The organism is Sphingobacterium endophyticum, assembly GCF_009733535.1.
GTDB lineage: Bacteria > Bacteroidota > Bacteroidia > Sphingobacteriales > Sphingobacteriaceae > Sphingobacterium > Sphingobacterium endophyticum.
Genome location: NZ_SMMI01000023.1, coordinates 1 through 23,933, shown reverse-complemented (window position 1 = coordinate 23,933; position 23,933 = coordinate 1). Strand labels below are relative to the sequence as shown.

Annotated in this window: 27 protein-coding genes and 2 tRNA genes; 11 read left to right on the top strand and 18 right to left on the bottom strand. The window is 34.1% G+C overall.

Annotated features, from left to right (window positions below; translation table 11 throughout):
- On the top strand, positions 1-147 hold the full coding sequence (locus E0Y80_RS20680; protein WP_197091683.1) for a hypothetical protein: 147 nt from the start codon (positions 1-3) through the stop codon (positions 145-147).
- On the opposite strand, the gene E0Y80_RS19025 is transcribed toward E0Y80_RS20680, so the two are convergent.
- A complete protein-coding gene (locus E0Y80_RS19025) occupies positions 144-998 on the bottom strand; it encodes a mechanosensitive ion channel family protein (RefSeq protein WP_156309242.1) in 855 nt (284 codons plus the stop codon). The two genes, E0Y80_RS20680 and E0Y80_RS19025, sit on opposite strands and share 4 nt — an antisense overlap.
- Before the next feature lie 86 nt (positions 999-1,084).
- Between E0Y80_RS19025 and E0Y80_RS19020 the strand changes: the two genes are divergently transcribed.
- Positions 1,085-2,254, top strand: a complete 1,170-nt coding sequence (locus E0Y80_RS19020; RefSeq protein WP_156309241.1) for a cysteine desulfurase family protein — start codon at positions 1,085-1,087, stop codon at positions 2,252-2,254.
- A gap of 73 nt (positions 2,255-2,327) precedes the next feature.
- Positions 2,328-2,654, top strand: coding sequence for a HesB/IscA family protein (locus E0Y80_RS19015; RefSeq protein ID WP_156309240.1), 327 nt, complete (start codon positions 2,328-2,330; stop codon positions 2,652-2,654).
- A 28-nt stretch (positions 2,655-2,682) separates the two neighbouring features.
- Here the strand turns inward: E0Y80_RS19015 and E0Y80_RS19010 are convergent, their stop codons facing one another.
- The 3 genes from E0Y80_RS19010 to E0Y80_RS19000 are packed head-to-tail and all read right to left on the bottom strand — an operon-like array spanning position 2,683 to position 5,732.
- Positions 2,683-3,759 carry a DUF3810 domain-containing protein gene (locus E0Y80_RS19010; protein ID WP_156309239.1) on the bottom strand — a complete coding sequence of 359 codons (1,077 nt, stop codon included), beginning with the start codon at positions 3,757-3,759 and terminating at the stop codon, positions 2,683-2,685.
- Positions 3,760-3,761: 2 nt separating this feature from the next.
- On the bottom strand, positions 3,762-4,817 hold the full coding sequence (locus E0Y80_RS19005) for a nucleoid-associated protein (RefSeq protein ID WP_156309238.1): 1,056 nt from the start codon (positions 4,815-4,817) through the stop codon (positions 3,762-3,764).
- Between the two features lie 9 nt (positions 4,818-4,826).
- Positions 4,827-5,732 (bottom strand): histone deacetylase family protein, encoded by a 906-nt coding sequence (locus E0Y80_RS19000; protein WP_231596106.1) that lies wholly within the window; start codon positions 5,730-5,732, stop codon positions 4,827-4,829.
- A 420-nt stretch (positions 5,733-6,152) separates the two neighbouring features.
- Here E0Y80_RS19000 and E0Y80_RS18995 point away from each other — a divergent pair, with 420 nt between their 5' ends.
- The 3 genes from E0Y80_RS18995 to E0Y80_RS18985 are packed head-to-tail and all read left to right on the top strand — an operon-like array spanning position 6,153 to position 7,889.
- Complete coding sequence (locus tag E0Y80_RS18995) at positions 6,153-6,479, top strand: hypothetical protein (RefSeq protein WP_156309237.1); 327 nt, start codon at positions 6,153-6,155, stop codon at positions 6,477-6,479.
- Positions 6,480-6,516: 37 nt separating this feature from the next.
- A complete protein-coding gene (locus E0Y80_RS18990; protein ID WP_156309236.1) occupies positions 6,517-7,167 on the top strand; it encodes a TatD family hydrolase in 651 nt (216 codons plus the stop codon).
- A gap of 2 nt (positions 7,168-7,169) precedes the next feature.
- The gene (locus E0Y80_RS18985) at positions 7,170-7,889 is read left to right on the top strand and encodes a tRNA threonylcarbamoyladenosine dehydratase (RefSeq protein WP_156309235.1); all 720 of its coding nucleotides are present in this window, start codon (positions 7,170-7,172) and stop codon (positions 7,887-7,889) included.
- Positions 7,890-8,003: 114 nt separating this feature from the next.
- Here E0Y80_RS18985 and E0Y80_RS18980 read toward each other — a convergent pair whose 3' ends face one another.
- Genes E0Y80_RS18980 through E0Y80_RS18965 form a run of 4 tightly spaced genes read right to left on the bottom strand, consistent with a single transcriptional unit; the run spans position 8,004 to position 12,439 of the window.
- A complete protein-coding gene (locus E0Y80_RS18980) occupies positions 8,004-9,275 on the bottom strand; it encodes a M16 family metallopeptidase (RefSeq protein WP_156309234.1) in 1,272 nt (423 codons plus the stop codon).
- Entirely contained in the window at positions 9,265-10,524 is a 1,260-nt protein-coding gene (locus tag E0Y80_RS18975; protein WP_156309233.1) for a M16 family metallopeptidase, read from the bottom strand. The genes E0Y80_RS18980 and E0Y80_RS18975 overlap by 11 nt, the downstream gene beginning before the upstream one ends.
- Before the next feature lie 22 nt (positions 10,525-10,546).
- Positions 10,547-11,443, bottom strand: a complete 897-nt coding sequence (gene hemF, locus E0Y80_RS18970) for an oxygen-dependent coproporphyrinogen oxidase (RefSeq protein ID WP_156309232.1) — start codon at positions 11,441-11,443, stop codon at positions 10,547-10,549.
- Positions 11,444-12,439, bottom strand: a complete 996-nt coding sequence (locus E0Y80_RS18965) for an NAD(P)H-dependent glycerol-3-phosphate dehydrogenase (RefSeq protein ID WP_262885886.1) — start codon at positions 12,437-12,439, stop codon at positions 11,444-11,446.
- 253 nt (positions 12,440-12,692) lie between these two features.
- On the opposite strand from E0Y80_RS18965, the gene E0Y80_RS18960 reads away from it, so the two are divergent.
- A complete protein-coding gene (locus E0Y80_RS18960; RefSeq protein WP_156309231.1) occupies positions 12,693-13,442 on the top strand; it encodes a hypothetical protein in 750 nt (249 codons plus the stop codon).
- An 82-nt stretch (positions 13,443-13,524) separates the two neighbouring features.
- On the opposite strand, the gene E0Y80_RS18955 is transcribed toward E0Y80_RS18960, so the two are convergent.
- The 3 genes from E0Y80_RS18955 to E0Y80_RS18945 form a co-directional block, all read right to left on the bottom strand.
- Positions 13,525-13,983, bottom strand: a complete 459-nt coding sequence (locus E0Y80_RS18955) for a GyrI-like domain-containing protein (protein WP_156309230.1) — start codon at positions 13,981-13,983, stop codon at positions 13,525-13,527.
- A 70-nt stretch (positions 13,984-14,053) separates the two neighbouring features.
- On the bottom strand, positions 14,054-14,992 hold the full coding sequence (locus E0Y80_RS18950) for an alpha/beta fold hydrolase (protein WP_156309229.1): 939 nt from the start codon (positions 14,990-14,992) through the stop codon (positions 14,054-14,056).
- Positions 14,993-14,995: 3 nt separating this feature from the next.
- Positions 14,996-15,322 carry a winged helix-turn-helix transcriptional regulator gene (locus tag E0Y80_RS18945; protein WP_197091682.1) on the bottom strand — a complete coding sequence of 109 codons (327 nt, stop codon included), beginning with the start codon at positions 15,320-15,322 and terminating at the stop codon, positions 14,996-14,998.
- A gap of 117 nt (positions 15,323-15,439) precedes the next feature.
- On the opposite strand from E0Y80_RS18945, the gene E0Y80_RS18940 reads away from it, so the two are divergent.
- Both E0Y80_RS18940 and E0Y80_RS18935 read left to right on the top strand, forming a co-directional pair.
- Positions 15,440-15,844 carry a nuclear transport factor 2 family protein gene (locus E0Y80_RS18940; protein WP_156309228.1) on the top strand — a complete coding sequence of 135 codons (405 nt, stop codon included), beginning with the start codon at positions 15,440-15,442 and terminating at the stop codon, positions 15,842-15,844.
- Between the two features lie 71 nt (positions 15,845-15,915).
- Entirely contained in the window at positions 15,916-16,311 is a 396-nt protein-coding gene (locus E0Y80_RS18935) for a VOC family protein (protein WP_156309227.1), read from the top strand.
- Positions 16,312-16,346: 35 nt separating this feature from the next.
- On the opposite strand, the gene E0Y80_RS18930 is transcribed toward E0Y80_RS18935, so the two are convergent.
- The 5 genes from E0Y80_RS18930 to E0Y80_RS18910 all read right to left on the bottom strand — a co-directional run bounded on the left by E0Y80_RS18930 (position 16,347) and on the right by E0Y80_RS18910 (position 20,297).
- Entirely contained in the window at positions 16,347-17,030 is a 684-nt protein-coding gene (locus E0Y80_RS18930) for an acyltransferase (RefSeq protein ID WP_156309226.1), read from the bottom strand.
- Between the two features lie 176 nt (positions 17,031-17,206).
- Positions 17,207-18,322, bottom strand: a complete 1,116-nt coding sequence (locus E0Y80_RS18925; RefSeq protein ID WP_156309225.1) for a YARHG domain-containing protein — start codon at positions 18,320-18,322, stop codon at positions 17,207-17,209.
- A 222-nt stretch (positions 18,323-18,544) separates the two neighbouring features.
- A complete protein-coding gene (locus tag E0Y80_RS18920) occupies positions 18,545-19,048 on the bottom strand; it encodes an anthrone oxygenase family protein (protein ID WP_156309224.1) in 504 nt (167 codons plus the stop codon).
- A gap of 87 nt (positions 19,049-19,135) precedes the next feature.
- Positions 19,136-19,909, bottom strand: coding sequence for a helix-turn-helix domain-containing protein (locus tag E0Y80_RS18915; RefSeq protein WP_156309223.1), 774 nt, complete (start codon positions 19,907-19,909; stop codon positions 19,136-19,138).
- 300 nt (positions 19,910-20,209) lie between these two features.
- Positions 20,210-20,297 (bottom strand) — tRNA-Ser (locus E0Y80_RS18910).
- Positions 20,298-20,583: 286 nt separating this feature from the next.
- Here E0Y80_RS18910 and E0Y80_RS18905 point away from each other — a divergent pair.
- A tRNA-Arg gene (locus tag E0Y80_RS18905) sits at positions 20,584-20,657 on the top strand.
- A gap of 144 nt (positions 20,658-20,801) precedes the next feature.
- On the opposite strand, the gene E0Y80_RS18900 is transcribed toward E0Y80_RS18905, so the two are convergent.
- Together E0Y80_RS18900 and E0Y80_RS18895 are read right to left on the bottom strand one after the other, a co-directional pair.
- Positions 20,802-21,428 carry a hypothetical protein gene (locus tag E0Y80_RS18900; RefSeq protein WP_156309222.1) on the bottom strand — a complete coding sequence of 209 codons (627 nt, stop codon included), beginning with the start codon at positions 21,426-21,428 and terminating at the stop codon, positions 20,802-20,804.
- Between the two features lie 369 nt (positions 21,429-21,797).
- Positions 21,798-22,265: a hypothetical protein gene (locus E0Y80_RS18895; protein ID WP_156309221.1), complete on the bottom strand. Its 468-nt coding sequence runs from the start codon at positions 22,263-22,265 to the stop codon at positions 21,798-21,800.
- Between the two features lie 155 nt (positions 22,266-22,420).
- Between E0Y80_RS18895 and E0Y80_RS18890 the strand changes: the two genes are divergently transcribed.
- A complete protein-coding gene (locus E0Y80_RS18890; RefSeq protein WP_156309220.1) occupies positions 22,421-23,608 on the top strand; it encodes a hypothetical protein in 1,188 nt (395 codons plus the stop codon).
- Positions 23,609-23,933 lie beyond the last annotated feature (325 nt).

Below are 23,933 nucleotides of genomic sequence, written 5' to 3'. Positions count from 1 at the left end.
ATGAAAAAGGGATTTTTTAAGTTTTTGAATAAAATCAACCAAAAAATACTTGCAAAGTATAGCAAGGAAGACCCTTCTAAACTAAGTAAGCTACAACAGGCCGTTGTAGCTTACAGATATTATGTATTAATTCAGTCTATGGATTAAGCATCTGCTTTTTCAGGCTCCTCTGCTCCAGGAGTTTCATCAATAATCTTTACCACATTGGATGGGAAAACAACATTCTTGCCATCCAATACATTTTTGATATCCTCACTTACTTGATTCTTCGTTGCCCAAAAAACTTCACGGTTAGCCCATGCACGGACAGTTAAGCTGATTCCAGATTCTTTTAAATCACTAACTATAACTTCTTTTTTAGGGGTATCCAAAATTCTTTGATCTGCATTTAGCACAGAAAGAATAGCCTCTCTTGCCTGTTTGATATTCGTATCATAAGAAATAACAAAAGAAAACTGCATTCGTCTAGCCGTAATCTTTGTGTAATTTTTGATTACCGAGTTTGCCAATGTACCATTCGGACTGAAAACTCTAATTCCATCATCATCAATAATAGTTGTATATAACAAATCAATTCGTTCTACAGACCCTACGGAACCATTAGCACTTGAGATATAATCCCCTACATCAAATGGACGAAAAACCAAGATTAATACTCCTCCAGCAAAGTTTGATAAACTTCCCTGCAAGGCCATACCAACAGCTAAACCAAAAGCTGATAATGCAGCAATGAAGGATGTGGTTTCAATGCCCATGGTATTCGCAACGGTCAGGATTAACAATCCATACAATGTGAATTTTACTAAGCTCTTAATGAAAGAGCGGATCGTAATGTCGACATCTTTCTTTACAAAACGTTTGTCAATAAATTTAAGGACAAACTTAATGACATACCTTCCAATAAATAGGATTAAAAAACCTACTGCAATACTTGGGATCGTCAGTAGGACAAGATCAAATAATTTTTCTAAGCTAGTTTCAATATTTGCAAAACTCATTCTGTCAATGTGATTGTTTCAGCCCAAAAATAAAAAATTACTTGTGTAAACAGGAATGGGACGTATATTTTAAATAACTTTAACATATGGATTACTGCTATTTCGATAATAATGCGACCACAAAAATAGATTCAAAAGTATTTGAAGCAATGCTACCCTATCTCCAAGATTCTTATGGGAATGCATCGAGTGTTCAACATAAATTGGGTCGTCAGGCAAGTCATGCTGTTGAAAAAGCAAGGATTCAAGTTGCAGACTTCATCAAGGCAAACCCTAAGGAAATCATCTTTACCTCCGGGGCAACAGAATCCATCAATACTGCAATTAAAGGTATTGGCAAGACTTATCGATCGAAGGGGAACCATATTATAACAACTCAAACAGAGCATAAGGCGGTTTTAAATTGCTGCGAGAGTTTGGAGAAAGAAGGAATTAAAGTTACTTACCTTCCTGTAAATCGCTTCGGCGTGATTGACTTAGAAGAATTAAGAGAAAGTATGACCGAGGAAACTATTCTCGTAAGCATTATGGCGGCGAATAACGAGACGGGTGTTTTACAACCTATTGATGAAATCGCTAGGATTTGTAATGATCAAGATGTTCTTTTCTTCTGTGACGCTACTCAATGGGTCGGAAAGCTTCCCTTGAGTATGCAGGATATACCTATTGATATCCTATGCCTGAGTGGACATAAACTACATGGCCCAAAAGGTGTTGGTGCTCTGTATATTCGAAGAAAGTCCAAACCTATCCAAATTCCGGGGTTAATTGTAGGAGGAAATCAAGAGTCCGGATTACGGGGTGGAACCTATCCGGTTCATCAAATCGCCGGCTTAGGTGAAGCGGCTGCACAAGTAAAGTACTCTGACAATGATTCGGAATTGAGGGATTATTTTGAGGAAAGGATGATTAATACGATTGAGGATATAGAAATCAGGACCAAAACGACCGATCGATTGCCCAATACCAGCAATATCCATTTTAAGCATGTGAAGGGTTCTGAATTAATGACCAAATTGCCTAATATTGCGATATCGTCAGGCTCAGCCTGTGTTTCTGGAAGTAGGGATCCCTCCCATGTTCTGAAGGCTATGGGCTATACCGATGATGAGGCGTATTGCAGTCTTCGATTTAGTTTTAGTAAGTTTACTACGAAAGAAGAAATTGATTACGCCGTTGAGGCATTGAGCATGGCAGTAGATTCAATCCGCAAGAATTCACCCATTTGGGAAATGTATAAGGACGGATTAATATGACAGAATGCAGATGATTGATTGTATTTATAAATTATGTTTTACGTAAATTTGTAAAATATTAAAGTTAGAAGACATGGTTACCATTACAGATAAAGCAAAAGAACGTATCGACTCAATTATGAAAGAGGAGAACTATGATAGCAACTATTTCGTGCGTGTAGCAGTAGAAAGCGGTGGCTGTTCAGGTCTTTCTTATAAATTGAACTTCGATAATGAGGAGAAAAAAGGAGATCAGTTTTTTGAGGATAGAGGAGTAAAAATTTGTCTTGATATCAAATCCTATCTTTATTTAGCAGGAACTGAACTTGATTATTCGGATGGATTAAATGGGAAAGGATTTGAATTCCATAATCCGAATGCATCTAGAACTTGTGCATGCGGAGAAAGTTTCTCTGTATAGCAAATATTATTAAAGTAAAATAGCCTTTCTAGGTAGAGAGGCTATTTTTTTTCTCCCAAGCGATAATCAACCTGCTAACCATCCCATACCTTGCCATTCCTTCCGCTTGGTTGTTATGTTTTAAATATTGATTATAAAATAATCCAGAGGCATCTGATATCCAACCTGCATATCTCTTCCAGAAATCCTGATCCATTTTGATGTCTGCTCTTACTTTAGCCGATAATTTTGCTTTATATTCTTCAAATCTGCTTTGATCTACGAGGTACAATGTCCTCAACAAATAATTCAAGCTTTCATAATATGCGGCATACTGAAACCAGGGATTATTGACATTTCTAAGTTTAACAAAAGCAATAAAATTACATTCATCTTCAAAGCCAATACCCATCTGATGGCTAAGTTCATGTGCAACGGTAAACGGATAGCTTGTCAATGGCATATCTCCATTAACATGTGCCTCATTACTAAATGGATTAAAATATCCAGAAACTCCAAAATAGGAAGCAAAAGAACCTACCAAAGGTGTTTTAATCTTAATTTGAGATTTTGAAAGCATTTTAAACTGCTGATCGCTTTCCATTAATTCTTCAATCATGTGGTTTGCTTTTTCTCGATCCTGGGAAGATAAATCCAATTGAGCCCTTAAGGAATTAGCCATTTGTATATGCTGATCTAACACATTTAAATGGTCTTCTAGAAGAATGGTATCAACTTTCAGATCAAGCTGTTTACTAATCGGCACTCTAAAGTAGTTTAAGGCCCAAGCTGCGTAGAAAAAGACATAAACTGTTAAAACTAGAGCTATAAATTTTAAAAGCTGCCTTCCAGCAATAGCTACATTCTTTTTAAATAATTGTAGAATTGCAGTTATAAGGTAATATCCTAACCCTAAAAAAATTACCGCATAAAGGATATCACCTACGCTAAAGGGAATCCAACCAAACAAAATTTTAGGAATATAGGAATAGATTGGATAAAACCCTCGACTATAGGAGTGTTCTATCCAATTAGGATTAGATTGAAAAAATTGAAGTCCAATAAGCAAGATTATACTTATCCCAATCCATTTATAATAAATAATATTAGACTTCGTATTAGCCATCTTTAATCTTCGTTTTCGAAATACAATTTATAATAGTTCATACCCTTATCCTCATCATATCCCTTTTCCAATAGCTCTTTCTTACCATGAACATAAATATGAAAATTCTTATCTAATTTAAGGACAGATTTATAGCTGCTTGCCATTTTCTTTACCGCTGGTGCAGCAATATCGAAATTCGATTGGAAAGAGGTTTCGAATTCATCCTCAAAGTTGCTCTTATAATCTTTAAATAATGATATAGCTTCTGGATTTCCAATGACCTCCTCATTAAACTCATCCTCAACGAAAGTTTCCTTGGTTTTAAAGTAGTTCATTGACCTATTCATCAGATCAATCTTATCAGCTTTATCCATTTCAAAAACTTCATCTATTTTATCATTAACAAAGTTTTTATAAACTTTCATTAGGTTTCCTGTTTGCTGAAAATTATCATTTCTAGTTTTTAACTTCAAGAAATCATCTTTCCAATACACCGCTTCAGAGCCATTTGTTTGATCAACGCATAATACCTTATAGCCCTCCTCCTCTTCCGTATTCACTATAACAACACCTTTATCCAGCTTATTGATATTGATTGCCTTCTCTTCATAATTAAGTCCCAGCCCACTTACTTCACTGTAGACTTTTAAATAAGCTTCTTTGTTTTCTGATTTGAAGATTCCGACAGCCTTATGCTCCTCTCCTTCCATTTGAACATTATCTAAGGCAACTACATATAATTCCCCGGACTTAATTTTCGGATGTTCAGTTACTTCATAAAGAAATTTTGCAATAGACTTGGAGTATTCAACAAAAGGGAGTTCTCCTTTAAAATATTGCCTAGTAAAATAGAAAACCTCGTTAAGATCCAATGTATCATTAGGATGATAGAAACGATAAACCTCATTAGCCTTAGCAAAGGGTTTCATAAAATATTGCATCAGTAAATCTGCTAATATCTCGTCCGATTTAACATCCACTTCTTCTTCAGATAAGGTAAAATACTCGTCTTGGCTTTTATTTCCGACATGATGAATAATCAGGTTCAGAAAACTAGCATCTTGGTGAAAAAACATATTAATTATTTATAAATCGTAAATATCTATTGCGGTCCTGTAGGTATTGACATGAGCATTGACGATATCCTTTAGGTGAACAGAATATCCACCACCCATACTTACTTCTACAGGAACTTTAAATCTCTTACAGTTTTGAAATACAATCTCATCCCTTAATCGACAGCCCTCTAAGGTCATTTTAAATTTCCCAAGTTTATCGGTTGCAAGTACATCTACTCCCGACTGATAATATACAAAGTCAGGCTCGATATGGTTGAATAACTCAGGAAGTTTATCATTTAGAAGATTGAGGTATTCTTCATCTTCAACTCCATCGTGAAGAGGGAGGTCAAAATGGGATCTTTCTTTTTTAAACGGAAAATTCTTCTCGCCATGAATCGAGAAAGTTATGATGTCAGGATGGTCTTCAAAAATATGAGCTGTACCATTTCCCTGATGTACATCCAAGTCAATGATCAAAATTTTCCTTGCCAGTCTTTCTGAATAGAGATATGCGGCCGCAATGGCTTGGTCATTTAAGAGGCAGAAGCCTTCGCCAAAATCTCTACCAGCATGATGCGTACCTCCAGCAGTATTAAATGAAACACCTATTTTCATAGCCTCTAAGGAAGCTTTAATACTTCCATCGATGAGATACAATTCTCGCTGAACCAAAGTTTCAGACATTGGGAAACCAATCCTGCGGATCATTTTAGGATCTAGAGTTTGGTTTAATAAATTATCGGTATAATCTTTATTATGAGCTAAATAGACAATTTCTTTTTCGACCATTTCTGGTTCAAAAAAATTATCCGCCTTAACCAATCCTTCGTACAAAAGTTGTTCTGGAATAAGCTCATATTTCATCATAGGGAAACGATGACCTTCAGGCAAAGGATGAATATAAGCGGTATGGTGGGCTATTTTTAGCAATTTCCAAATTTTGTAACGAAGATATGGATTCCAAATCCAAATAGAAATGCTAACCTTAAATTCTTGAAATCTATTGATAATACCAATGCATTATATTAACTTTATTATAGCACTTACAATTCTGGAACTCATCCATTTGTAATTATTTAGACCACTATAAACACAAAAACAAAGGAGGCAAGATGTTCAATAAGAAAAATAACACCTCTAATCATGAATTCCATTCTTCAGGAAAGAACCATCCTTTTATCAAAAAAATAAAGACTAAATTTATTTCTGATCGTCCCAAAGAATTAATGAAACTGATTATTGAAGATTTGAGAACGAAAAATTATGTATTCAGTAATAATTAAAATTTTTTAAAAACGAATTTCCTTCTATGCTGTTATAAATGTAGAAATACCTAGATAATGTAGCATTATGGTTATAGATATTGATTCCCTTTTAGGAGCAGAAATAATTAGGACTGAGGAAGATTCTAAATCACAAACCTTATTTGTCACCTTACTACTTGACGAAGATTCAGCGCATGAGTCCTTGGAAAGAAAGATGAGGTTTGACCAAGTTACCCATTATTCACGTTCTGAAATTGCCCATGAAGGCTATCCGGTTATTCTCGAAATATCCGAATCTGTTCCAGATATTGAGAAGAATTTTGACAATGACCATTCAAGAAAAAGATTTAAGATCGATACAACTTCCGGAATTATCGTATTGGAATTTGAACGCTGCGAAATAGTGGATTAATATTTGTAAAATATCCTTAGTTTAGAATAAAATTAAGATGTTGCTCATAGATATTCATACACATAAGCATGCTGAACCTGACCCAGGGGTTCTGACCTTACCTAATGTTATAGTTTCAAAAGAATCGATTTACAGAACTCCCTGCAGTGCTGGCATACATCCTTGGTATATTGATGAGAATTTTGATCGACAATTCGATACTCTTAAAATGTACCAACAGAAGGAAGGTGTTATTGCCGTTGGGGAGTGTGGTTTAGATAAAATGACTCGAACTCCATGGGACAGACAATTAATGGCTTTTGAAAAGCAGATTGAGCTGGCCAATGAGTTAAACAAACCTTTAATTCTACACTGCGTCCGCGCCTACTCAGAAGTTTATGCTGCACTAAACAACAAGCACAATCAGGTTCCGGTGATGATGCACGGTTATTCGAAAAATTGGTCATTGGCAGAATCTCTTTTGGAAAACGGATATTACCTATCCCTCGGGCCTCATATCCTTAAGGGAGGAATGATGGAGGTCATAAACAACATTCCCTTGGATCGTCTTTTCTTAGAATGTGACGATAAGAATGCAAAAATCTCTGAAATTTATGCTTATTTTTGCCGCGTTAGAAAACTGCCTTTGCAGGATCTACAGCAGCAAATATTGCTAAACTTCAAACGAGTTTTTAATTATACAATATAGGAATGATGGATATATCATGGCTCTCAAGAACCGAAGCTCTTGTCGGTAGGGAGGCACTGGAAAAATTGGCAAATTCTCATGTCATGGTTTTAGGATTGGGTGGTGTAGGATCGTTTGCCGCAGAGTTTATTGCGCGTTCAGGCGTTGGCAAAATGACTATTATTGATGGTGACACCGTTGATCCGAGTAATAGAAACAGACAATTGCCCGCATTAGCTACAAATCATGGCCAACCGAAGGCACAGATTATGAAAGAACGTTTGCTGGCCATCAATCCGGAATTGGAACTTAATGTAATCCAAGAATTTATCCTACCACAGAATATTCCAAGTTTATTGGATTTAAAACCAGACTACTGCGTCGAAGCAATAGACAGTATTACTCCCAAATTATTCTTTATCAGATTAGCATTGGATGCAAAAATTCCATTTGTAAGCTCAATGGGTGCAGGTGGCAAGGTAGATCCTACCAAAATCAAAGTGGCCGATATCGGTAAAACCTACAACTGTAAACTGGCTCAGCACATCCGTAAAAAACTTAAGAAACACGGAATTAAAAAAGGTGTTAAATCAGTTTTTTCAACAGAACTTCCAGATAAAGAATCATTATTATACACAGACGGCAGTAACTTCAAAAAATCTGCATATGGTACTATGTCCTATTTACCAGCAGCATTTGGAGGCACACTAGCTTCTGTAGTTATTAGGGATTTGATGGGGTAAAAAATATACATTAGACAAGAGACATAAGACATAAGAGCCGAAATAGTTTTCTAAAAACTATCACACCTATAAATTCTTATGTCTACTTTCTTTTGTCTACTGTCTCAAAAACATCTACCCTACTACTACTTTAACCATATCTTCAGTAGATAGGTATTTTTGGGCTATATCTTGAACTTGATCTGCATTCATATTACGCACTACATTAGTGTAATAAGTGTAATAATCGAGGTTCAATCCTGAATAATAAACAGATTTAAATTTATCTACATGAGAAAAGATGGACTCTAAACTTCCAAGCATTGCACCTAGCATATAGTTCTTTACTAACTCAATCTCATCATTTCCTACTTTTTCTTCCCTAAGTTTCCTTGATTCCAAAGCGATCTGATTTAAGGTATCTTCGGTATATTCAGAACCCACATCGGTCACGATAGATATAAATCCTGCATGATTCAAATTTGCTATCATTGATCCTATACTGTAGGTATATCCTTTATCCTCACGGATATTACTCATCAACCTAGATCCAAAGAAGCCTCCAAATAATGTGTTGACAAATTGTAATGCCGGGTAATCCGCATGGGACCTTTGAATCCCTACTTTACCTAATCGAATGGATGATTGAAGCGCTCCTTGCTTGTCAATTTTCAGTAAGTCAGAGGATTGCTCAAGCTTTTGGATATAAGGAATATGATGAATTTGGGTATCCCCTTCCCATTGGTCTTCAAAGTAATTTCTAAAACTGAATAATAATTCTGGAGTGATATTTCCAGACAGAAATAAAGTCGCGTTTTTAGGTTGTATCTGTTGCCTATACAATCTAATGATATCTTCTCTATCCAGGTCTTTTAATAACTCATCGGTAACCGATTGACCATATCTTGATGACCCGAATAATTGTTGATAAAAGTTCCTTCTTGCAACAAAGTCGGTCTTTTCCATCGAAATCTGCAGGCTTTGCCTATTGTTGCGGATATAAGTATCTAATTCTTGTTGAGGGAAAATAGAATTGTTTAGAATATTATTCACAATAGGTAATACCGCATCTACATGCTTTCCTAAGGTATAAAGCGTTAAAGCATTGTGGTCAAAACTAAATTCTGGGATCAGATAAGCACCATAGAAATCAATTTTTTCCGCTATCTGTGCACTATTAAGAGATTGAGTTCCTTCCTTTAACATTGAACTCAAAGCAGTATTCCTTACAGGATTTTCGGGCCCCTCAAAGACGTTCTTAAAAACAAATTCCGCTTTGACTAATTCTTGCTCGGGTGCATGAAATACAAAAACCTTAAGTCCATTTTTGAAAAGAATCTCTTCAGGTTTTTCAAGTAAAATATCACCGATTCCGTTAACCGATGGAGCATCTATTCTATTCAGCATGAGCAACCTCCTTTTTTCTAGCCTGATACATTAATGTTGAGGAATTTTCCCGGCGAAAAGTTTCCTGAGCAACTCGATGTATATCTTCAGCAGATACATTCAAATATTTATCAACCTCTTTATTATAAAGCTCAGCATCACCTAATAATTCATAATAAGAAAGATTCATGGCCTTATCTAATATGGAAAGCTCTGCAAAAACAATGGTTGATTCAATCTTATTTTTAACCTTGGTTAATTCTTCAATCGAAACCAATTCGTTTTTGATCAAATCCAATTCTTCCCAAATAGCTTTTTCCGCGTCTTCCAATGAAATGTCTTCTACTGGCTTTCCTTCCACAACAACCAAGTTATTGTCCAGACTACCTAAGACATAGGCATTGATCTCGCTAAACATCTTCTTATCTTTTACTAAGCGGCGATATAGTCTTGAGGAAGATCCTCTAGCTAGAATGTCTGTTACCATGTCAATAATCTGATAGTCTGAATGCATTCTATCAACTGAGTGGAATGCGATATATATGCTGCTTACAGGAACATCTGCAGATACCTCTTCCATTCTGGCTGCTTGCTGTTTGGGTTCTTTTGGAAGGTTCCGCTGATTAGGAACTCCTGATGGGATATCTCCAAACCATTTTTCCGACAATCTCTTGATCTCTTCCAACTTCACATTTCCAGTGATCGCAATAATGGCATTATTTGGGGTATAAAATTTATTGAAAAATGCCTTAACATCTTCCATTTTTGCATCTTCGATATGTTTAACTTCCTTACCAATAGTTGCCCATTTGTATGGATGAACTTTATAAGCTAAATCTCTAAGTTTCAGCCAAACATCCCCATAAGGTTGATTTAGATACCTTTGCTTAAACTCTTCAATAACAACATTCCGCTGCACTTCAAGACCTTGTTCATTAAAGGCTAGGCCCATCATACGATCGGATTCCAACCAAAATGCTGTCTCAATATTGTATGCAGGAAGTGTAATGTAATAATTTGTGATATCATTAGATGTAAAAGCATTATTTTCTCCGCCTACGCGTTGCAATGGTTGGTCATAATTAGGAATATTTACTGAGCCACTGAACATTAGGTGCTCAAATAGATGAGCAAATCCTGTTTTATCTTCTTGCTCATCTCTTGCCCCAACATTATAAAGGATATTCATGCATGCCATCGGACTATGAGTATCCTCATGCACCAATACCTTCAATCCATTTTTAAGAGTAAATCTCTCGAATTTTATCATTGAATATGGTTATCAATATGTATTAAGCCCAGCTTATCCCCTTTTTCAAAAGGGACAGTGTTTTTTCTTCTTTAGATCCAGATTCGGTTTTGAAATTGTAAAACCAATTGGCTTGTTCAGGTAAACTCATCAAAATAGATTCAATCCTTCCGTTGGTTTCCAGTCCGAATTTAGTACCGGCATCATATACCAAATTAAATTCAACATAGCGCCCTCTTCTTAAATATTGCCAGTTCTTTTCCGCTTCAGTATATTCTTTTGAACGACTTCTATTAACTAATTCAGTATAGACCTTCGGAAATAACCTTCCTAAATCACAGGAAAAATCAAAAATCTCTTGGAAGGAAATGCCTGCCTTTTCTGGAGTCAGTTTATCATAAAATATTCCTCCAATACCCCTAGTTTCCTCTCTATGCTTGATATAAAAATAATTATCAGCCCATTCTTTAAACTTAGGATAAAATTCCGCAGAGTATTTTTCACAAACCGATTTTAATTCTTGATGAAAATAACTAGCATCGTTTTCATCCACATAGTGAGGTGTTAGATCAATTCCTCCACCAAACCATCGTATTTCTTCATTCAATTCGAAATAACGAATATTCATATGAATGATAGGGACCCAAGGATTATTGGGATGGATTACAATAGAAACTCCAGTAGCAAAAAACTCATCCTCTTCAACTCCAAAAGCTTTCTTGATTTGTTCAGGTAGTTTTCCGTGTACGGCAGAAAAGTTTACCCCTCCTTTTTCCAGGATATCCCCGTGTTGAATAACACGTGTCCTTCCACCACCACCACCTTCTCGTTCCCAAATTTCTTCTTCAAAATGAGCTTTTCCATCCAAAGCCTCTAATGCTTCAGTAATCTCATTTTGAATAACTTTATATTTTTCCGCAATTTCTTCTTTGCTAATCATCTATGTTAATTTATCTGCTAAAGTTTTCACAGCAACTGTTGCTGATTGATTTTTATATAGAATATTGTAAACTGTATTACAAATCGGCATCTCTAATTGATGATCCAAAATTATATCCTGAATACATTCAGATGCGAAGTAACCCTCCGCTACCATGTTCATTTCTAATTGGGCAGATTTCACACTGTACCCCTTACCAATCATATTTCCAAAAGTTCTATTTCTACTGAACTGTGAATAAGATGTAACTAATAAATCACCTAAATAAGCAGATTGGTTAATTTCTCGAGGTTGAGGATCAATGGCGTTAACAAAATATTCCATTTCTCGGATTGCATTTGAAATTAATACTGCCTGGAAATTATCACCATAGCCAAGGCCATGGCAAATTCCACATGCTAGGGCATAGATGTTTTTTAATACAGCTCCATATTCTACCCCTAAAAGGTCATTTGAAACTACAGTTTTAATATAATGCGTTTGAAAATATTGAGCTACTACAGCAGCATTTGCCGTATTTTTAGATGCAAATGTTAGATACGATAATTTTTCAAGAGAAACTTCCTCAGCATGGCATGGACCACCAACAACCACTGTATCTTCTAATGGAACTTGAAATTTCTGGTTTAAAAATTCTCCAACTATCATTTTAATAGACGGAACAATCCCTTTAATTGCTGATATCAAAAGTTTGTTCTGAAAATCTACTGGAACAAGGTCTTTCAAAGCATCTTCAAGGTAAGCGGCTGGAGTATTTAAAATAATGATATCAGAGTTTGCAAAAACATCTTTAGGATCTGAAAATAAACTGATACGGTCCAATTTTACCTCAACAGCACTCAAATAAGATGGATTATGATGATATTGTTCAATATATTCAATATCCTCCTCTTTTCGAACCCACCAATTGATTTGTTTTTCCTGATGATTGTCGGTCAACATTTTTATCATGGCAGTTGCCCAACTTCCACTACCTATCACTCCAATATTTGCCAATAGAAACCTCCTTTAATTGTTTAAAATACAAAGATACCAATAAAAGCCTGTTGCAAATGAATATATAGGTTAAAATTATGAGGAGCTCTATTAACACCCCCACTTTGTGACTTTGTGGAAAATAAGTATTCTGGAAAAATTGGGTTTTTCATCTTTTAATTTATATTTTTAATTAATATTACATAAAAGTTAAATTATATTCAAAATTTTAATAAATATACGCATGACCTATTACTCGAATAAACCAAGACCAATGTTAGAGCAACCAACTTTAAGTTACTTTATTGAGGATCTGGAAAACAACGTGATAGAAATCAAAACTGAAAGATTTAAAAGTGGGCAAGACAACCAAAATACTGATTCAGAATTCTACACTTTTAATTCGCCTAAAGGAAGATTCAAATTTGTAATCTTAGCCCATTGGGGAAGTATAATAACAGATCCAAATGATTTAGAAAATCAATCATTAGACCTCAACACCTTTAACTATAAATTTAATGGATTATTGATCATTAATAATCCCGAATCTTACGTTTTAAGGATTAATGATTTTCATATTAAATCAGATTTAACGAAATATCCAATCTCTTTATCACGATTAAATTCAGTTATCGAGATCCTTATTAAAGATGAAATTCCCCAAAATATTGGGTACATATTGTTTGGAGGAAAATTACCTTCAAGGATTTACCCATTCAAATTTGGAATATATAAATTTGATGAGCCTAGGTATCTACTTTTTAAAACAATTTCACTGGACATCAAATCTGGTAATTCACTCAGGTCGATTATTTATGGTAGTCAAGATGTACAGGAATACGAAATACAAGTCTATGATTTCGACAAGAAGTTAGTTTTTTCTAAAAAAATTCCAAATATTATTTTTAAAGAAAACCACATTACCAGATTAACAGGAAAACTTTTTGACAGGACTGATCAAATAGGATTCAAAATTCAATTGGTAAAGGACTATTCAAATGATATTATTAAAGTGAATTATTAAAAAACTGCCTTCTGCAATGCTCCAAAAAAGTGTCTACAATTGGGGCACTGCAGAAGGCAAATTTTAATTCTCAAAATCTCTTCTATTTTATCGATACAAAAATATCCATTGATGGATTTTCATTCTGACAACTCTCTGCCGAATAAACTTCAAAATCTGCTTGATAGCTCCTGTCTATATCTGATTCCCAAATGCGCGACCAGGCGTTAAATATAGCGTCTCCAGAAATATTTCCTTCCACTTTAATCTTCACATAATTAGATTTTGCGATTTTTTCACCAACCATCCCCTCCGGTATAATATCTAAATTTTCAACTTTACAGCCCAAAAGGGTGACATAAGGATACTGAAAATCACCTTCATAATCCGTATAAACACAGTAAACCGCATCATCCATCCTATTAGGTATTTTAGATTCCATACCTTCTGCCATAAACTTTCCCCAAAGTGCAGGAATGTCTCGCGCTGCACTCCCATCGGTATTGCATGTCCTTACAGCAATTCCTATTACATTAAATGATTCTATTGTTTCTTTTTTCATTTGAATTCCAATTAACTTTTCAAAATAAACTGATTTAATGACAACCCTTTGTCAAGAGGATTCACATCGATTAAACTCGTTCCTGAATCCATTCAAAAATCTCAAAGTAAACTTCCTTCTTAACTTCTTCATTTAATAATTCATGCCTCAGTTTTGGATAAAGATGAAATAAAACATCCTTATTCCCATTTTTCAGTAAATCACCAACGGATTGTTTCACTCCATTTCCAAAATCACCAATAGGGTCATCCTCACCACTTATTAATAAAAAAGACAGACCCTTTGGAACATTCTTGCACCAATTACTCTTTGTACCCCAATGGGCAACTTGGGCAGCACCATAAAAGGCATTATTGGAAAAGTCAATCCCACTCAATTGATCATCAAGATAATTTTGCCTATTCTTTTCACTTAAGCTTAGCCAGTTAAGGTCTTCAAAATTCGGCTCATCCTTGAACTTGGCATTATTAATCTGCCCAAACTTATCATTCATAAATTGTGAACGAACTGTTGCTGACACTTTATTAAGCAACCCGAGAAACAAAGAACCGATTGATCCGCCATTCATGGAAGAACCAGTTCCTACCAGAACTACACCTCTAAATTGCTCTCCAATCTTTTGAATTACATTCCTTGTAATAAAAGATCCCAAAGAATGTCCAAGAATAAAATGAGGTAATTCAGGATGTTGGGAATTAAAAAATTCTGACATGGATATTCCAACTTTTATTAATAACTCACCAGGCTTCTTTTTATAAATAAATCCTAATTCTTCCTCATTTCGAGCAGTCTTTCCATGTCCTGGATGATCATAAGTTAATACAGCTAGACCATGATTTGCTAAATAATTCGCAAATTCATCATATCTGCCGCTATGCTCCTGCATTCCATGCAGAATGATTACAGATCCTATCTTTTTTTTACCTTCAGGAAGATATTGGGTATAAAACACCTTTGTCACGATATCCTCAAATTCTACCCGATGATATCCAAAATTCTTAATCGCCATTCCTTATAAATTATGCTTGATACTATAATCAATAATGTTATTGATAACGGGCAATAATTCCTTACCTGCATCTGTCAACGAATATTCTACCCTTGGTGGTATCTCGGCATATGCTTTTTTATGAACCAGGCCTTTCTCAGTCAAAAACTTCAACTGGCTGATCAACATTTTCTCACTAATCCCTACAACACTACGTTTTAAATCCCCATAGCGTATTGTTCGCTTATTTATTTGATAAATAATCAGCATCGTCCACTTGCCGCCAATGATTTCAAGCGATTTTCTTAATGGACAATGCTCATCAGAAATATTTAATTCAATTTTATCCATCTGATAATCAATATTTATTTAATCAAAGTAAGTACCATACTTTTAGGTAGGTACTTGACATATATAATGTGAATATAGAAATTTGTATTAAATAATAGAAAATAAATATTTAACGATATGTCTAAAAACTTAAAATTAATTGAATCTTATTTCAACGCATTAGCTCAGGGAGATTTTGAAACTGTAGGAAATCTATTTTCAGACGATGTAGTTTGGCATCAACCGGGAAATGCTGTGCAATCCGGAACTTACTTGGGAAAAGGAGAAGTCTTCAATCACCTTGGAAATTTCTCAAAATGGAGCAATGGAACTTTTGCCATTGATGCATTAAAATACATTGCAGTTAATGGAGACTTAGTTGCTGCTACTATCCATTTCAAAGCTGAAAAGAACGATAGAAGTTCTGCAATGGACGGAATTGATCTCTTCAGAATTGAGAATGAAAAAATCAAAGAAGTTTGGTTATTCTCTGAAAAAATCGAAGAAGAAGACGAATTCTGGAATTATGCTTCTGCTAATTAACAAACAAAGCATATTGGTCTTAATTGAACAATATGCTTTTTTCGGTGTTTATAAAGTCTAAAAAGGATAATATGAATGCATCAATGATTTGGGCTAATTCCAGTGTCAAGGATGTTGAAAGAACGAGAAAGTTTTATGGACAATTAGGATTTAATCCTAATGGAAATAACAATGACCCTCGATTAGCAAGCTTTAAATTTGGAAAGGACGATTTTGTTATTCACTATTTTCAAGAAGGTTCTCAAATTGACAATTACCTTCCCTCTTGGCCGATACATAGCAATGAGATAATGTTTACATTATCTGCTGAATCAAAAAAAGAAGTGGATGAATTTTACAAAACCGTAAAAGATGCTGGAGGCACTATAATTAATGAACCATTACGGGATAAAGCAGGGTATTATGGGTTTGTTTTTTCTGATCCTGATGGACATAAATTCAATGTCCTATTAATGGATAATATGTAAATAATTTTGGAAAATGTATTGATCGCTAAAGAGTTTTACCTCTTCCATGTAATATCCCTTTTTACTATTCGTCCAGGGTTTCCTGCGATAACTACATTTTCTTCTTCATAACTTTTGGTAACAACTGCACCTGCACCTATGATATTATTGCTTCCAATTGTCACTCCTTTTAAGATTTTAGAATCATATCCAATCCAAACGTGATCTTTTATTATTACACTTTTGGATTCATTAATTAAGTTGCCCTCTAAATCATAAATGTGATGCCAATCTTGAGTCCAAACAAGAATATTACTACTAAACATACAGTCTTCACCTACCTGAATACTTAAGTTATCCTCGGAAATCTGGAGCATCACATTATATTCAGTGGTTGTTCCAGCCCCTATTTCTATTTTACCTTTATTGCCTGTTAACCAAAAGAGGCCATTGAATTTCACACTTTCATTAAGAACCAACAAATTATCATTACCCTGAATATGAATCTTCAAATTATTCAATTGACAGTTTTTATCAACAATAACAGTGTTGTTATTTCCATCAATATCTATAACACAATTATTAAAAAAAGCTGTTGGGTCTATTTTAAGACTATTTTCTTTCCCAATAATATTTTTGTCAAATTTAGATGAGAACCGCTTCTTCTTTTCCCGCATTTCATCTATAATATCCTTTAAAAATGGGTTTTTATTAACCAGTTTCTTAATTTTTTCTTTCATCAATAGTATGGTAGAAAATCTCTTTACCTAAAATAAATCCGCTTGATTAATAAAAATAAGTTTATAAAAGGATAATAAAGAAATTAATTTCCTGCAAAACTAAAAAAACAATTTATTCGGTAAAATTTATTTTAAAAATTCAGGATATCTATTAGGAATAACTAATATCAAATCCATCATTTTCTCGACCATCTCTTAATCCAATTTTGTTCAGTAGTTTTCAAACCCGTTAAATTAGGAACATAATCAGGGTTAGGAATATACCAATTCATATTTCTGAAGTAGGAATTTAATTCCTTATCCTTAAAAAGATAACCTCTTCTAGCATAAGGCAAGTTAACCAAAACTTTCCTTTGAAAATCTGAAATTGGCTCATCGATGTCTATATGTCCTTGCATGTAAATCGAAAAAGGCAGATTAAAATCTTTCCCTTGTTTTACATTTGCTTCGATGTATGGGTTGAAACTATAAATGGATAACTCTCCTTTAGGTTTGAAGTTTTTCTTTTGAAACTTTAAACTACCCTTTTGCATAATAAACTTTAAAACGTTTTTATCATTTGGAGTACCATCTATTCCCTTAACATCATCAACTTTTCCAATACCATCAATAATCCACTCATTCTTATTTGTAAAAAATGTTTTGGCAATATTAAAAATTTCAAAATCTTCCATTTCTACGATCAATGTAAAATCATCAATCTGATGATTAGCCCAACGGTTTGCCGCTGTTAGAACATAATCGAAATGATAATTATAGTCGATACCATTTGATACATCAAACGTGTAAGTATGCTTTATGATATTCAGTCCTTTTTTGAATTTTGCCCTGAAATGGTAGACATAAAAAAAGTCTACATAATTTCCGCTTTTATTTCCTTCAAAGGTCTTGAGGTCTACGCTTTTAATCTTTCCATTTTGATTATAAAGTGAATCAGCAACATGCGAAACTTCATATTTTAACTGTTGATCATTCATGAGTACCGTAAAATCTCGCATGTATGGATGCAATCCCTTTTTCGGTGTGCCGTCAACATCTCCTTCTGGAGAAACTGCCTCAAAACCTACAATAATCTCCTTCTCTGCCGAAGGATTAAAAAACTCATAATACACGGTAACCTCAATGTATTTATTATTCAGTTTCTTAACTTTCAAAATCTCCTTTTTCACAGAAATATCAGTTTCCTGAATAGGAATTAATTGATTTCCAGATGCAAAATATGCCCCATCATTCCCATAAGATTTAAAAGTAAACAGCACTAAAAGAAGAATTAATAGTTGGCTTATCCTCATTGCTAAATTGTTTTAAATAAAATCAAATATTGATAGATGAAAGATAATTCGGATAATTAGAATTATTTCTCATAGGTATTAAAGCATAACAATATAAGCAAACAAAGTTCATCTAATGAAATTAAACAAAAATATTATCGGGTGAAGCAATGAATAACAAACTCAAATTTTATCGTTTTATCATCTCAATGCCAATACAGGAAACAATACTTAAACCTAAAATCAGTTTTTTGAATCGGTGCCGAAAAACACAATTCCTACAATCAAACACACTACAGCAATAAACGAAGCCCAAGTTCGAATGGAATTCCAAAATACCCATGCATCTTCAAAGATGTCCCTCATATTTTGAATGGAAGCTTCTGAAGCTTTAGATATGACAAATGCATCCAATTGATTGTTCAATGGAACATTTCTAATACCTGTAACTGCAAACACTCCAATTGCATAGGAAATACAAGCAAAAAGTATCAAATAAAATTTTGGAGAATGTATATCGAAATATAGAATTGACGCAACAATTAGAAATATCAACGCTCCAAAAAAACAGAGGTAAAATATAGGATTCAATACTTCTCTATTTATATTTTGCATAGCCATTAAATAGCTACGGTTATCCAACCTATGGAGTCCCAAATTGACAGAAAATGAATAGGAAAAAAAGAAACCTGACATCAATGCGGTCAAGATTGTGGCAATTGCCAACATTATTTCGTGTGTCTTCATAACAATTAAATTGATAACGTATTCTACTTTGTTTCTGTAAAGTTGAGAACTTGCTGAAACTTAAAATAGAACAAAAACGACAGCGAATTATTTTGAACTAAATGATTTAGGGGTCTCTCCTGTAAATGCCTTAAACACACGAATAAAATGCGATTGGTCAGAAAAGCCGTTCTCATAAACGATATCCGTCAATTTTTTATAGTCCTTTGCTGTAAGCTGTTCAAGCGAGGAATGAAATTGGATGATTTTGGCAAACTGCTTTGCCGGAAGTCCGGTTTCTTTTAGAAATCGTCTTTCAAAAGTACGGATGTTTAACTTTTGTTTTTCAGCAAGACCTTTGATTGAAACTAAACCCTTACAATCTATAATATCCTGAATGGCTTCTCTTACTGAAAAATCAAGGCTGTTCTTTCTTCTTTCAAAATACATCAGTAGTAAGTCAGATAGGATAGTGATTTTATCATCAATAGTAGCAGCCTGATAAAGTTCATCCGTCAATTCTTCAATGCTTTTTTCCAAAGTATTGTTCAAATAATAACAACTATCATTGATGCTTTCAGGAATAATTTCCCAGAATGCTTTCAGAACAAAGGGATAAAACTGAAAAATAATAATTTGGTAACTACCACCTATTTCAAGTGTTATGGGCTTGATCGTCTGTCCGTACAAAAAGATTTCTGGCATTTTTTTGTTGTGAGGATTAACAGTTAAACCGTTTTCAGATTGTTGAAACATCAATCCTGTATATCCATCCGCAAAAAATGGTAGTGAAGTGTGTGTTTTGCCATCATCTTCATATACCCATATATTCCTAACAAATAAGGCTATTGATTGATCAGGAATAATGCTTCGAAAATTCATTTGGACAGTTTTAAAATATGGGGGTATTGTTGATTATCGCTTGAAGGTATAAAGTGTTACTAAATTATGAATAAATATAGGATTTTCTTAATGAGGACTGGTCTCAGTTTAGGAGGGATTAGTTCAGCCCCGCGATTCCCGCGCACAAACCCTGAACTATCCCATGTTGGGGGTGGCTTAAAATAAATCAAAGCCGCTTTCTACGCTCTCGGTTTTGTTGTTTCTGAATCTTTTGCTGAAACAAATTTGGCAAAGCCCCAGAAACAACAAAACCCGACTATCGTCGGGCTTTGTTTTATTTGGCGGAGAGTGAGGGATTCGAACCCCCGAACCTGTGACAGTTAACGGTTTTCAAGACCGCCGCATTCGACCACTCTGCCAACTCTCCGCGACAAAAGTACAAATTCTGACTTGATCTCCAAATAAAAAATGAAAATAATATGGATTAAAACCCCTTTTACTGCTCAATTAGACTGATTTTTAACCTATTATAAGCATAAAAAATTTTATCCTCACCCCTATTTCCTAGTCCTATTCATATCGTAAACATATATCCACGTCAACGACTAAAAAATATATACTTGTATTGCAATTAGTTAATGATTATCACATTAAAAAAACACATTTTATTTTGCTTTTATCAAGCAAATACCTACTTTTGCTTCACAAAATAAGCGCCAATAGCTCAGCTGGATAGAGCAACGGTTTTCTAAACCGTAGGTCTTAGGTTCGAACCCTAATTGGCGTACTTCTTTTTAAAGCCTTGCAATTTCTTGTAAGGCTTTTTTTATTACCTCTAAAAATGCCTGAGGTTGGGTATATTTATTTTTGTTTAATAATAAAGCCCCAACCTATTAAAGAAGGTCCTTAAAACTCAAAAAATAAATCAGTATTAGACTTTATTTAAATAAAGTTTGAATTTACCTTTTATTACATCAAATCCGTCGTTTTCCGCAAATGATGGAATGGAGAATTCAAAAGTTCCTTCAATATCCTCAACTCCATTTTCATTCTTTGTTATTTTGGTAAAATAGACCTTTCCATCACCAAATAAGTATTGTGAATTATTCAAATATGAAATAAATCTAATATATGACATATTACTATTTCGGTAAATTTCCAATCCTTCATCTTTCGAATTAATTATTCTCTTATCCGGAAGTGATTTAATCACATACTCGTGGTTAAGAAGGATCTCATCCCCTACAGGTATCTTTATAAAAACCCTATGTCCCGGACCATCTTTAGAATCTTTCTTTCGCAAAGTAGCATTTAATTCAATATACTTAACCCCATTAGCAGATTGAGGTAAATTGTAATAATAATAATCAAAGTTTGGTCCGTTAAAACTGCTTAAAACAAAAGCTTTTCTTTGCTGTATAAAAGTTTCTCCATTATAGGTTATTTCAACAAACCTCCCATCTGGCAAAGGGTTTCCTTCCTTGTCACAACTATAAAAAAGTGATGTTGTTAAAAGTAATATAAATAGTACAAAAGTAGTTAAGGTTTTATTTTTCATAATACATTAGGTTTTTTAAATGTAGCGAAATGTTTAGAATGTATGCTACATGAATAAAATGTTTTTTCGAATTATAATAAAAAGCCTCATCCAATTAAGGAAGAGGCTATTACTTACATAAATATTTAATAGAATAATGTTGTAAATAATTTTCAATGGAAAGTTGTAAAACAAAAATCTATCGGGATGGAGGAGCGTCAATTTAAAATATCATATATCACTTGGTTGTAGAATGATATTGTTAATATTTCAGATATAGGCATAACTATATCCGAATTAAAATCATCAAAACTACTTCCTTTACCATCTTCAATAAGGAGAGAATAGGCTTCAATATATTGAGATCAATGTCAGCCTTCACAGCGGCATCTAATTTCTGGATTTCAAGATTCCATCTTTCCACGGGTGATAACCAGTACCACCATCATAATCAAATTCCATGATTCTAACAACTGTTCCCTTCGATAGCGTAACTTTTTTATAAGTGTAAGCATCAGTCAGTGTCGGATAACGTTCATTATGCTCACTAACTATCATTATTAATACGTAGTCACCAAGAGGCAATACATCGCTAAAATCTACTGCTGCCTTAGTTTCATTCGATATTAATTTTTCAATCTCGATTTTGGTAGGATTCACTGGAAATTCATCAGCCGGTACAATGGAAAACCTAGCGTATAGCCGGTTGTTCTTCACCCACTGATCTCCAGAAACAGTAGCATATCCTCTTATTACTTCTGTTAAACCAATTGTTGACTCTGATTTACTACATCCAGTAAATCCTATGCTAATAATAAGAAGGACAGGCAATAATATTCTTTTCAATGTATAGTTCAATTTAGAATTTCAATATAATAAAAAATCCCCTAAGAGCGATAAAACCGTAGATCTTAGGTTCGAACCTAAATATACCTCAGGTTAGGTATTTCAAATCTTCAATTCCCAAGATAAATTTGAACATAATTACCAACAATTATTAATTCTTCTAAAAAATGAAATATCTACCCTTTATTCTGGCTATATGCCTATTTATCGCCTGTGATCCTGAAGGTATTAATGTAATAGACGAAGAAACCGACCCCATCAAGGAACCTAAGACAGATCCTATTGCTGCTATTTTTGGCGAATGGGTAAATCTTCCTGCCGAATTTCGATTCGATGGAGCTGTTACAGATATTCAAGCTACGGACAATGGTCTTTACATGGTTAAATTCAGAGTTGCCCAAGAAGATTTCCATATCCTAAGATATGACCTCGTTCAAAACAAAATCGTAGCAGGAACCTGGGAAAAATATAAACATGAAGAAACCAGTGAAAACTACATATTAGATACTTACACTCCATTGAATAGTAATACAGAATCATTAAAACCTCATGATATTTTTATAACTAATACCATCAGGAACTTTCACACCCCTTCATTCTTCACGGTGAATATGTCCAAGGGTAATTCAATTAAAAAAGAAGTTGCTCCAAAACATAATTTTGGAGCGTATGAAGAATTTGGAACAGTAAAGAAAGATGGTAAAGGTAATGACTGGCAGATATTTTATGGTAAAACAGTAAGCGATGCAGACCTAATAGTAATCAAAATTAAACAAGGGTCAGCTCCAGCAAAAGATGTCTTCCGCTTTAGGGAACCATTAGCCGATTTTATCACTGCTCCACAATCTGCCCTTTTATTAGGATATTCCAGCAATAAAAGATTCCATATCATAACCCCCGAAGGAAAAGCCACCTATTACGACCTCAGCAAAACCCTCAAAGAACCACTAAACCTTGGCATTAAGAAACTAAGAGAAACAAATCGAGGAATATTCTTTCAAATCGAAGATAAAATATTCAGATACTATAATAATACTCTTTCTCTTTTCTATACAATTAAAGAGGATACTTATAGAATGGGTATAAATCCAAACTTCTGTATCGATGATCGGTATATGTTTACATCGGATGGTATTCGCAAGAAATTGACAGGATTTTATGAAGAAACATCCATGTTCCCTACCGAACCTACTACTGGCAACGCTGACAAGCAACTAGATTATTATGACAGATTAACAGCACACAAAACCGGACACATTGAAACATCAACTGATTCAGATGATAAGTATTACTATATTATAGATGGTTTAAAGAATAGAATATTAGTTATTGCTAAGGATTATCAAAGTTTATAAACAACAACCGTTAAAAGATGTTAATCTATATAATGAATAATACTTACGGCATATACTTTGCGTTTATTTAGTACAAGCAGAGTAAAAAAGAGTAAAAAGTAAAAATTTCATAATTTAGGTTAATAATTGGTTAGTTAAAAAAACCTGAGCTTCCCCAGCTCAGGTTTTTTATTTTTTGAGATTAGTTATCAAATAATACAATAATGGGACCAAGCTGAATTCTTGGGGGGAATGTTAAAAATTTCTTAGTTTAGCATCTTTAATACAGATATCCCTTGCAAGAAGCCGAACGTAAATTACTCTCCCTATTGATGCCCGAAGGGCT

Coding starts and splice junctions, on each gene's coding strand:
- E0Y80_RS18935 (WP_156309227.1), top strand. CDS start 15,916: ATGAATGCATCAATGATTTGGGCTAATTCCAGTGTCAAGGATGTTGAA.
- E0Y80_RS18920 (WP_156309224.1), bottom strand. CDS start 19,048: ATGAAGACACACGAAATAATGTTGGCAATTGCCACAATCTTGACCGCA.
- E0Y80_RS18990 (WP_156309236.1), top strand. CDS start 6,517: ATGTTGCTCATAGATATTCATACACATAAGCATGCTGAACCTGACCCA.
- E0Y80_RS19005 (WP_156309238.1), bottom strand. CDS start 4,817: ATGTTTTTTCACCAAGATGCTAGTTTTCTGAACCTGATTATTCATCAT.
- E0Y80_RS20680 (WP_197091683.1), top strand. CDS start 1: ATGAAAAAGGGATTTTTTAAGTTTTTGAATAAAATCAACCAAAAAATA.
- E0Y80_RS18960 (WP_156309231.1), top strand. CDS start 12,693: ATGTTAGAGCAACCAACTTTAAGTTACTTTATTGAGGATCTGGAAAAC.
- E0Y80_RS18915 (WP_156309223.1), bottom strand. CDS start 19,909: ATGAATTTTCGAAGCATTATTCCTGATCAATCAATAGCCTTATTTGTT.
- E0Y80_RS18925 (WP_156309225.1), bottom strand. CDS start 18,322: ATGAGGATAAGCCAACTATTAATTCTTCTTTTAGTGCTGTTTACTTTT.
- E0Y80_RS18945 (WP_197091682.1), bottom strand. CDS start 15,322: ATGGATAAAATTGAATTAAATATTTCTGATGAGCATTGTCCATTAAGA.
- E0Y80_RS18955 (WP_156309230.1), bottom strand. CDS start 13,983: ATGAAAAAAGAAACAATAGAATCATTTAATGTAATAGGAATTGCTGTA.
- E0Y80_RS19020 (WP_156309241.1), top strand. CDS start 1,085: ATGGATTACTGCTATTTCGATAATAATGCGACCACAAAAATAGATTCA.
- hemF (WP_156309232.1), bottom strand. CDS start 11,443: ATGATTAGCAAAGAAGAAATTGCGGAAAAATATAAAGTTATTCAAAAT.
- E0Y80_RS18950 (WP_156309229.1), bottom strand. CDS start 14,992: ATGGCGATTAAGAATTTTGGATATCATCGGGTAGAATTTGAGGATATC.
- E0Y80_RS18985 (WP_156309235.1), top strand. CDS start 7,170: ATGATGGATATATCATGGCTCTCAAGAACCGAAGCTCTTGTCGGTAGG.
- E0Y80_RS18890 (WP_156309220.1), top strand. CDS start 22,421: ATGAAATATCTACCCTTTATTCTGGCTATATGCCTATTTATCGCCTGT.
- E0Y80_RS18900 (WP_156309222.1), bottom strand. CDS start 21,428: ATGAAAAATAAAACCTTAACTACTTTTGTACTATTTATATTACTTTTA.
- E0Y80_RS19015 (WP_156309240.1), top strand. CDS start 2,328: ATGGTTACCATTACAGATAAAGCAAAAGAACGTATCGACTCAATTATG.
- E0Y80_RS18975 (WP_156309233.1), bottom strand. CDS start 10,524: ATGATAAAATTCGAGAGATTTACTCTTAAAAATGGATTGAAGGTATTG.
- E0Y80_RS18980 (WP_156309234.1), bottom strand. CDS start 9,275: ATGCTGAATAGAATAGATGCTCCATCGGTTAACGGAATCGGTGATATT.
- E0Y80_RS18940 (WP_156309228.1), top strand. CDS start 15,440: ATGTCTAAAAACTTAAAATTAATTGAATCTTATTTCAACGCATTAGCT.
- E0Y80_RS19010 (WP_156309239.1), bottom strand. CDS start 3,759: ATGGCTAATACGAAGTCTAATATTATTTATTATAAATGGATTGGGATA.
- E0Y80_RS18930 (WP_156309226.1), bottom strand. CDS start 17,030: ATGAAAGAAAAAATTAAGAAACTGGTTAATAAAAACCCATTTTTAAAG.
- E0Y80_RS19025 (WP_156309242.1), bottom strand. CDS start 998: ATGAGTTTTGCAAATATTGAAACTAGCTTAGAAAAATTATTTGATCTT.
- E0Y80_RS18995 (WP_156309237.1), top strand. CDS start 6,153: ATGGTTATAGATATTGATTCCCTTTTAGGAGCAGAAATAATTAGGACT.